This is a genomic window from Micropruina sp. (assembly GCF_047606665.1).
In the GTDB taxonomy this organism is placed as follows: domain Bacteria; phylum Actinomycetota; class Actinomycetes; order Propionibacteriales; family Propionibacteriaceae; genus Micropruina.
On record NZ_JASGEF010000037.1, the window covers coordinates 82,870 to 91,434 of the forward strand.

Consider the following 8,565-nt stretch of genomic DNA (forward strand, 5'->3'; position numbering starts at 1 on the left):
GAAACCGCGGGCCGGCATCAGGCCCCCGACGTTCCGGCTGACCCGAACCAACGGGAGGCCGGCGGGGGTGCAGCGCCGGCCTCAGGACAGGACCGCTCGTGCCTCGAACAGCAAGCAGCTCCCGCAGGGTCTCGGCGACCGCCGCCGACACAGCGGTGCGGACGTACGTGATCGACACCTCCGTTCTGCTCAGCGACCCGCACGCCCTGCGCAATTTCCACGAGCACGAGGTGATCGTGCCGATCGTGGTGATCACCGAGCTGGAGGCGAAACGGCATCATCCCGAGCTCGGCTACTTCGCCCGGATGGCCCTGCGCTACCTGGATGAGTTGCGGATCGCCAACGGACGCCTCGATCTGCCGCTGCAGATCAACGACGGCGGCGGCACCCTCCATGTGGAACTCAACCATTCCGACCAGACGGTGCTGCCGCACGGGTTCCGGCTGGGCGACAACGATTCGCGCATCCTGGCCGTGGCGCTGAACTACTCCGCCGAGGGCCGCGATGTCGTCCTGGTCAGCAAGGACGTCCCGCTGCGGGTCAAGGCGTCCGCGGTCGGTCTGGCTGCGGAAGAGTATCGGCACGAGCAGCCCGTCGACACCGGCTGGACCGGTATGGCCGAGGTCGAGGTGGAACGCGCCAGCGTCGATGCCCTGTACGCGGCCGGCACCGCGTTCGTGCCCGAGGCGGTCGACCTGCCGTGCCACAGCGGCGTGGTGCTGCACAGCGCCGGGTCTACGGCGCTCGGCCGGGTGCTGCCCGACGGTGCGGTGAAGCTGGTCCGCAGCGACCGCGACTGCTTCGGCATCCATGGCCGTTCCGCCGAGCAGCGGGTGGCGCTCGACCTGCTGCTCGATCCGTCGGTCGGCATCGTCAGCCTGGGCGGCAAGGCCGGCACCGGCAAGTCGGCGCTCGCCCTGTGCGCCGGGCTGGAGGCGGTCCTGGAGCGGCAGCAGCATGCCAAGGTGATTGTGTTCCGTCCCTTGTACGCGGTCGGCGGGCAGGAACTCGGCTACCTGCCGGGTAGCGAGGGCGAGAAGATGTCGCCCTGGGCGCAGGCCGTGTTCGACACGCTCGGCTCGGTGACCAACCGCAATGTGATCGACGAGGTGCTGGCCCGGGATCTGCTCGAGGTGCTGCCGCTCACCCACATTCGCGGCCGTTCGCTGCACGACGCCTTCGTGATCGTGGACGAGGCCCAGTCGCTGGAACGCAACGTGCTGCTCACCGTGCTGTCCCGGATCGGCCAGAACTCGCGCGTGGTTCTCACCCACGACGTCGCGCAGCGCGACAACCTCCGGGTCGGACGCCACGACGGCGTCGTCGCGGTGGTCGAGAAGCTCAAGGGGCACCCGCTGTTCGCGCACGTCACGCTGACCCGCTCGGAGCGTTCGCCGATCGCCGCGCTGGTCACCGACCTGCTCGAGGAACGCTGAGTCACGCCTCCTGGGCGTCCATCAGTTCCACGGACGGGTCGAGCCGAGCCAGGCACAACTCGGGCCCGACCCACGGCCTGAGTTCTGCCACGGTCTCGTCCGCCCCGCGCGCGGCCAGGTAGCCGCGCATCATGCCGAGGTGAATCCGGCACGCGGTGGCGTCCCCGCCGATGGTCAGGTCACGGAACGGGCAGCGGACGATCTCCAGGTGACGCACGCCGTCGGTCTCTGCGATCCGCGAACTGAGGCCCAAGGCGTTGACGACGTCCACCAGGGCCTCCGTTCCGGCGACCAGGCCGGCGTCCGCTTCGGCCAGCGACCGTCCCCAGGCTTCCCCGATCTGCACGGCGGCCGGTTGCTCGGTGTCCGGATCGGTGCGCAGGTGGCCCAGGACGGCCTGGACCAGCGACCGGTAGGGCAGATCGGTGACCGGCGGAACGGTCGGTGCCGCCGAGAACAGCACCCGCGGCCGGCCCTGGACGGCGCGATGCTCGACGATCCGGCGCACCAGGCCCGCGGCGAGCAACGCGTCCAGATGGAACCGGACCGTGTTCGGATGGAGGTCGAGCCGCTCGGCAAGGATGTCCGTCGAGGTGGGGTCGGCGGTCTCCTGCAGGTACGCCAACACCCGGCGGCGGGTCGGTCCGAGCCGATCCGGGCCGTGGTCGGGTGCCGGGTGCGAAGTCATCGCTTCAATGATGTCATCCCGTTGTCAGTGGGGGGTCACCTTTCGGCCACGCCGCCGAATGGCTCGCGTACCCTGTGGGGCATGACGATCGGGGTGCGGGCGCCGCTGGTGCTGGCGGACGCCTTCGGCCGGGTCGCCACCGACCTGCGGGTGTCGCTGACCGATCGCTGCAATCTGCGCTGCACCTACTGCATGCCGGCCGAGGGCCTGCCCTGGCTGCCCGGCGACGAGGTGTTGACCGACGCCGAACTGGGTCGCCTGCTGACGATCGCGGTCGAATCGCTCGGCATCACCAAGATCCGGTTCACCGGTGGCGAGCCGTTGTTGCGCCGCTCGCTGGAACACATCGTGGCTACCGCGAAGGCGCTGCGCACCCGTGCCGGCACGCCTCCCGAGCTGTCGTTGACCACTAACGGGATCGGCCTCGACAAGCGGGTGTCCGCGCTTGCCGCGGCCGGTTTGGACCGGGTCAACGTGTCGCTGGACTCGCTCGATCGCGTGCGTTACGCCGCACTCGCCCGGCGCGACCGGTTGGATGCCGTCCTGTCCGGGTTGGCCGCCGCCGAAGCCGCCGGGCTGCTGCCGGTCAAGGTGAACAGCGTGGTGATGCGCGAGGTGAACGAGGTCGACGTCGTCCCGCTCGCCCAGTTCTGCCTGGAGCGCGGGTACCAGTTGCGGTTCATCGAGCAGATGCCGCTCGGTCCGCGCCACGAATGGGACCGTTCGCAGATGGTCACACAGGCCGAGATCCTGGCCCGGTTGCGCGAGCGGTTCACCCTGCGGCCGGCCGCGGAGCCGCGCGGCACCGCGCCCGCGGAACTGTGGCAGGTGGCTCCGGACGCCTCGCAGCCCGGCGGACGGATCGGGGTCATCCCGTCGGTGACCGCCCCGTTCTGCGGCGCCTGCGACCGGACCCGGATCACCGCCGACGGCCAGCTGCGCACCTGTCTGTTCTCGCGCACCGAGACCGATCTGCGGACGCCCCTGCGCGACGGGGCCTCGGACGCCGAACTGGCCGCGATCTGGGCCGGGGCACAGAGTCGCAAGGCGGCGGCCCACGGCATCGGCGAACCGGGTTTCGTCCCGCCGGCCCGCACGATGAGCGCCATCGGAGGTTGAGGATTGTGAAGATTCGGTACTTTGCGGGTGCGGCCGAGGCCGCCGGCGTCCACGAGGAAACCATCGACGCGGAATTCGAAGTGTCCGTGGCCGACCTCGTCGAGCAATTGGGTTCTGACCGGGAACGGCTGGCGAAAGTGCTCGCCGTCTCCACCCTGTTGCTGGACGGCCGGGCCGCCCGCTCGCGCGAGGAGTTTGTGGCGCCGGGAGCTCAGGTGGACGTGTTGCCGCCGTTCGCCGGAGGCTAGTGCTGCCCGAACTTCCACCGACCAGCGCTCGAGCACTTCTCACGACGACGCTAGACAACCGTGTCTACTTCGGCTAGTTTCAGGCGCACCCGAGATAAAACCCCTGGTCTTGGGAGTCACCCCCGAGGAATCGGAGAGCACATGTCACAGGTGGAGATCTTTCCACAGATACCGATGATGGCACGATCAGCGTGATCGGCAAGCGCGGTCGCGCCGACTACGAGTTGCTGCGGAAGATTCAGGTCGGCAACGCGCCCCGTGGAGCTGTCAAGCTCACGGACGACGGTCGCGGTTTCGTCTCCAACACCAGTCAGAACACGATCTCCGAGATCGATCCCATCAACTTGGAGGAGGTACGACGGATCACCGTCGGGTTCGGCCCTCGCGGTCTAGGAATTGTTCCGGGCAATCGCTACATCCTTGTCTCAAATTCAGGATCGGACACCGTGTCCATTGTCGACCTGCATGCCAACGAGGAGGTGCGCCAGATCCCCACAGGCCGGGATCCTCGGCACATGGCGATTACGGCCGATGGTCGCTATGCCTACATCTGCATCTGGGGAGCCGACGTCGTCGTCCGATTGAACCTCGCCGGTCTCGGCACGGACGATCTCGACTCGGTGGGTATCGAGACAGAGTTCGATATGGGCGAGACTGCGCATCCATACTCTGCGGCGATCGATCCCAGTGGTCGATTCGTCTTCGTTGCCAACACCCAGGCGCCCTACGTCAGTGTCATTGATCGTGTGACAGAGCAGGTCGCCAAGGTCGATGTAGGCGATATTGGTGGTCGCGCCGTCGCCTTCTCCGCCGATGGCAGGTACGCGTTGGCTAGCATCGAGACCACGTCTAAGGTCGCTGTCATCGATATCGACCGCCTGCAGGTCACACGACAGATCCCCGTGGGTCCCGGTCCCCGCGGAATCGCCGTGGACGACGACGAGATTCTCTACGTGACCAACTTCGCCCGCACCAATCCGGGCTGGATAAAGCATGACGAGTTGCCCGGCGGGCCGAACATGCTCACTGCCGTGCACCTTGGCAGCGCGTCGCTCGCCGAGGATGTTGGCAGTTTCAGCTACCAGGCAATCGAAGTTGGCTATGGCCCCTGCAGTGTCTCCGTCGTGGACACTGCCCGGTTGCGATCACGGACCGAGGTGGCCGCGGGCGCGACCAGCGGACGGTAACTAGATAGTTGTGCGGGGCGGCCGGGATAGGCCGCCTCGCATAGTTCCGCACCCACCCTAAGAGGAAGGTCCTGGTGGGCGACCGTGGCAACGCATGTCCGCGCAAAGAAGCTCCACGAATGGGCACTTCTGCCCGAGAAACAGTCTGTTGCGCCACAGCACGCGCGAGCTGAGGCCCGGCTGCTCGAGGAACACTTCAAGCAGCGGCGGAGAATCCGGGCGAAGGAGGTATGCCCGGCCTGGGTGCTTGGCAGTGAACTTGGCTGGACGCTGCGTTCACCCATCAGCGAGCAGTTCACCCCAATTGACGAAGTGCAACTGAGCAGCGATGCCGATCTCACAGAAGCCTCGCGTTCCACTGGTGCTACCGAATTCTGGGCTCGAGGATCAGGATTCATCGGAACCCGACGCAACCATTGGCTCAGGTCATACGCCTACCGCGCCACGGACGGAACCTGGGAGTCGATGTTCCTCCCGAACGGAGAGGGAACGTTCGAATGGCTCCTTGGCTTTGGGCTGCAGATCCCCGACGACTATTTCCTGCTCGTCCATGAGGCGGGCGGGCACCCAGACCTACAAATCCCCGTGGGTGTGCTCACCGCCAAACAGGTCAACCGCACCTGGGAACAGTCAGGGCTGAGCATCGCTGCAAAACCCCTCGCGCCAGTTAAGGTCGAACGAGGCGATGTGATTGCGCGCATCACCCTCCTACACAGGGACTCACTCCAAGCACAAATGGAGATTGAGTGAACAGCATAGGTAAGGTCCTTACGCGACCCGATACTGCTGGCCTGTTGACCATCATGCTGCTGCGTCAGGTCAGCGGTGCAGCCTTTCCCTTGGCCTTGTTCCTTGCCGCCACCGACACTCGCGGGCTCGCTTCCGCTGCGGTGGTCCAAGCCGTCAGGGTTGCTGTCGCAACTCTGACGACGCCGCTGCGCGCACGCCTAGTCGACCGGTTCGGAAGACGTCGAGTCATCCTTCCTCAGACTGTCGTCTCGATCGCCACCCTGAGCCTATTCACCCTCACTCTCCTCAACACGGGCTTCTCCCTGATCGTACCCATTGCTGCGATCGCAGTTCAGGCGGTCGCTGCTCCACCGATGGATGCCGTGCTGAGGTCGGAGTGGAAGACGATCGGCCGCGACCCCGAAGAGGTGAAAGCCCTCCACGCCCTTGATTCGATAGTGGAGGAGATCGGGTACCTACTTGGACCGACCCTGGTCTCGGTCCTTATTCTTGCTGGTGGCACATCGCTCGCATTCCAGACCTGTGCAGCAATCGTGGTCTTCAGCGCAATCATCATTCTGCTCCCAAGGTCGATGAGGCGAGCCTTGACCCTCGGATCGTCCGTTGACAGCGGGCACGCCGTGGAAGCTCGGCCCGGCGGAAGCCGGATGATGCGACGCCTGATTACGTTGGCTGGACCGATCGCCACCAAGGAGTTGCGCCGAATCGTCCTGCCTCTGCTCCTTATGGGCATGCTGTTCGGGATGATGGGAATCGTGATCCCACTGTCCAGTGGGCAACCCGAAACCACGCCCGTGACCGCCCTGCTGTTCGGTGCCATCAGTCTGGGCGGAGTCATCGGCGGTGTCGGATACGCGAGCCTGAAGCTGCGCTCCTCATTCACCCGCAGGCAAGCAGCACTCACCCTCATCGTAGGGCTGCCGCTCATCCCGCTCGTCATTGACCATGGACCCCTCACTCTCGGGCTGATGCTGGTCCTGTCGGGCCTAGCAGTCACGCCGTTGTTCATCAACTCCTACTTGATGCTCGACGCCGATCTACCACAGCACGTGATCCATGAAGCCAATGCATGGGTTCCAGTCGCCTACAACGTCGGATATACGGTCGGAATCAGCGCGGCCGGCGCCGCCGCCACCTATACGAGCGACGCGCCCGCGCTGCTCGGTGCTACGACCGCTGCGATCACCGGACTTCTGGGGGTCAGCTTGCTCGTTGGCGAGAGGGTCGCGGCAGAAGGTCCGGCAGCCTGATGACCAGCGAATTTAGCGCCGACCAGGCACGCAGCATCACCATCAACGCACAGATCGGTGCCGATCCGGCTCCCAACCCACTATCGGTACTCCACAGCCAACGGCTCCTGCAGTTGGATGGGCTCAGAACGGTCGAACAGTCGCACCGACTCACCTGCCTCGCGCGACTCGCGCCGAGCAGCCAACTGACAGTCGATCAGCAACTGTGGTCAAGGAACGAGCCGGTTTCCTTTGAGACCTACACCCACGCTGCCTGTCTGCTGCCCATCGGCAACTGGCCGCTGCTCGCAGCAAAGCGCGATGCAGCAGCGCGCCGGCCGGATGCACCGCCGGCCGGCGACATGGATCGTGTTCTGCACGTAGTCGAGGAGGCACCCGACGGCCTCACCATGCGACAGATCCAGGCAGACCAGCCCCGCACGGACAGTTGGGGTTGGACTGCACTCAAACGTGCAGCCGAGCATCTGGTGTGGCGCGGAGAACTCGTCTGCTCCAGTCGATTAAACGGCCAGCGTGTCTATGACATAGCCACTCGGCGTGTTCCCCAAGCCTTACGAGACCAGCGGCTCCAGCCGGCGGAGATAGCCGCCGGCATGGTCGAAGCTGCCCTCAATGCCCTCGGCATCGCCACAATCACCGACATCGCAGTCCACTACCACCTACCTGTACAGATGGTCGACAACGGACTGCATCTACTCAACCGTCGTGGTGGCCGCGTCGATGGATGGGACGAACTCGCCTACACCTCGACCTTAGCCGACCCGATGCCCACGGAAGCTCCTCCGAGGCTGATCGGGCCATTCGACAACCTTCTCCGCGACCGCAATCGAGCCAGGAGAATCTTCGGATTTCACTACGTCTTGGAGGCATACAAGCCGGCCGCCCAGCGGCTCTTTGGCCCTTACTCGATGGCAGTGCTCCACTCAGGCCGGTTCGTCGGTAGGATTGACGCACGCAGACAGGGTCGGGACATCACTATCCGGAGGTTCTTTCCAGAAACTGACATCGATCCGACTGAGTTCCATGCCACCGCCACCGCCGCTGCCGCTCGCTTGGCGCTTCAACTCGGAGGAGAACTAATCAGAGACGAGACAGCCCGATGACCTCTACTCGCCCCGTCTACGTGTCGTGCTCGATATTCACCCCGCTAAACCTCGAGCGCCGAACCACATCCACCATCCTGGCAACCAGGGAAGACAAGGCGTTAGCCATCGGTGCTGGCCCGCAATAAGCCAGGGTACACATAGGCCTTTGGTTGGCCATGCGAAATTTAGGACTGGCAAACGCACTCAACACAATCGGATCGCTGCTCGTGAGCTATCAAATCGCTATCCCATCCGACGCGGTCTTCATCGTACAGTTCGGCGACGTTTGCAAGGCGCTGTTCTCCCTGGCCGATTCGCCATCGAACTGGTGTCTGCTGGGCGCGGTGGCGGCCGCGCTCGGCCTCTCAACGCGCATTGCCCAGCGGGTGATCGCCGTCGAAGGCGACGGCTCCTCGTTGTCCACCGTAGCAAGTTATGAGGGCAATAGCCTCGGCATCCTTATACTCGACAACGGTGCATACGAATCGGCAGGCGGGCAGACGGTCGCGGCCTGTGATCTCTTCCAGGTTGCCGTCGGCTGCGGTCTATGCATAGAAGCCACATAAGTGTTCAGCAGTCCGGCCGAGGCTGTCGCTGCATGGCTCATTGGGCGGTCCAACAGTGGCGATCGCAAAGCGGCTCTTCCTACTTGAGGTGGGGGTGGGTGAGTCCGCCGCCGATGAGGAGCATGCGTAGTCGGTAGTTGTCGCGGTTGCGGTAGCCGCGGGCGATGCGGCGGTGGAGTTCGATGAGTCCGTTGATGGCTTCGGCGCCGCCGTTGTTGGAGCGGGCGGTGTCGAAG

The 8,565-nt window shown here is 65.0% G+C and carries 10 protein-coding genes; 8 read left to right on the forward strand and 2 right to left on the reverse strand.

Annotation, left to right across the window (positions count from 1 at the left end; translation table 11 throughout):
- Window positions 1-98: 98 nt before the first annotated feature.
- Window positions 99-1,436 carry a PhoH family protein gene (locus QM619_RS08775; RefSeq protein WP_415106937.1) on the forward strand — a complete coding sequence of 446 codons (1,338 nt, stop codon included), beginning with the start codon at window positions 99-101 and terminating at the stop codon, window positions 1,434-1,436.
- 1 nt (window position 1,437) lies between these two features.
- Here QM619_RS08775 and QM619_RS08780 read toward each other — a convergent pair whose 3' ends face one another.
- Window positions 1,438-2,124, reverse strand: a complete 687-nt coding sequence (locus QM619_RS08780) for a helix-turn-helix transcriptional regulator (protein WP_415106940.1) — start codon at window positions 2,122-2,124, stop codon at window positions 1,438-1,440.
- Between the two features lie 81 nt (window positions 2,125-2,205).
- On the opposite strand from QM619_RS08780, the gene moaA reads away from it, so the two are divergent.
- The 7 genes from moaA (at window position 2,206) to QM619_RS08815 (ending at window position 8,329) form a co-directional block, all read left to right on the forward strand.
- Window positions 2,206-3,243, forward strand: coding sequence for a GTP 3',8-cyclase MoaA (moaA, locus tag QM619_RS08785; RefSeq protein WP_415106942.1), 1,038 nt, complete (start codon window positions 2,206-2,208; stop codon window positions 3,241-3,243).
- A 5-nt stretch (window positions 3,244-3,248) separates the two neighbouring features.
- Window positions 3,249-3,491 (forward strand): MoaD/ThiS family protein, encoded by a 243-nt coding sequence (locus QM619_RS08790; RefSeq protein WP_415106945.1) that lies wholly within the window; start codon window positions 3,249-3,251, stop codon window positions 3,489-3,491.
- Between the two features lie 191 nt (window positions 3,492-3,682).
- A complete protein-coding gene (locus tag QM619_RS08795; RefSeq protein WP_415106948.1) occupies window positions 3,683-4,678 on the forward strand; it encodes a YncE family protein in 996 nt (331 codons plus the stop codon).
- Window positions 4,679-4,762: 84 nt separating this feature from the next.
- Entirely contained in the window at window positions 4,763-5,428 is a 666-nt protein-coding gene (locus QM619_RS08800; RefSeq protein ID WP_415106951.1) for a hypothetical protein, read from the forward strand.
- Window positions 5,429-5,481: 53 nt separating this feature from the next.
- Window positions 5,482-6,678, forward strand: a complete 1,197-nt coding sequence (locus QM619_RS08805) for an MFS transporter (protein ID WP_415106968.1) — start codon at window positions 5,482-5,484, stop codon at window positions 6,676-6,678.
- Window positions 6,678-7,781 (forward strand): DNA glycosylase AlkZ-like family protein, encoded by a 1,104-nt coding sequence (locus QM619_RS08810; protein WP_415106954.1) that lies wholly within the window; start codon window positions 6,678-6,680, stop codon window positions 7,779-7,781. Before QM619_RS08805 ends, QM619_RS08810 begins: the two co-directional genes overlap by 1 nt.
- 209 nt (window positions 7,782-7,990) lie before the next feature.
- The gene (locus QM619_RS08815) at window positions 7,991-8,329 is read left to right on the forward strand and encodes a hypothetical protein (RefSeq protein WP_415106957.1); all 339 of its coding nucleotides are present in this window, start codon (window positions 7,991-7,993) and stop codon (window positions 8,327-8,329) included.
- 79 nt (window positions 8,330-8,408) lie between these two features.
- Here the strand turns inward: QM619_RS08815 and QM619_RS08820 are convergent.
- On the reverse strand, window positions 8,409-8,565 hold a 157-nt coding region (locus QM619_RS08820), incomplete at its 5' end, for a transposase (protein WP_415106970.1).

Coding starts and splice junctions, on each gene's coding strand:
- QM619_RS08780 (WP_415106940.1), bottom strand. CDS start 2,124: ATGACTTCGCACCCGGCACCCGACCACGGCCCGGATCGGCTCGGACCG.
- moaA (WP_415106942.1), top strand. CDS start 2,206: ATGACGATCGGGGTGCGGGCGCCGCTGGTGCTGGCGGACGCCTTCGGC.
- QM619_RS08805 (WP_415106968.1), top strand. CDS start 5,482: ATGCTGCTGCGTCAGGTCAGCGGTGCAGCCTTTCCCTTGGCCTTGTTC.
- QM619_RS08810 (WP_415106954.1), top strand. CDS start 6,678: ATGACCAGCGAATTTAGCGCCGACCAGGCACGCAGCATCACCATCAAC.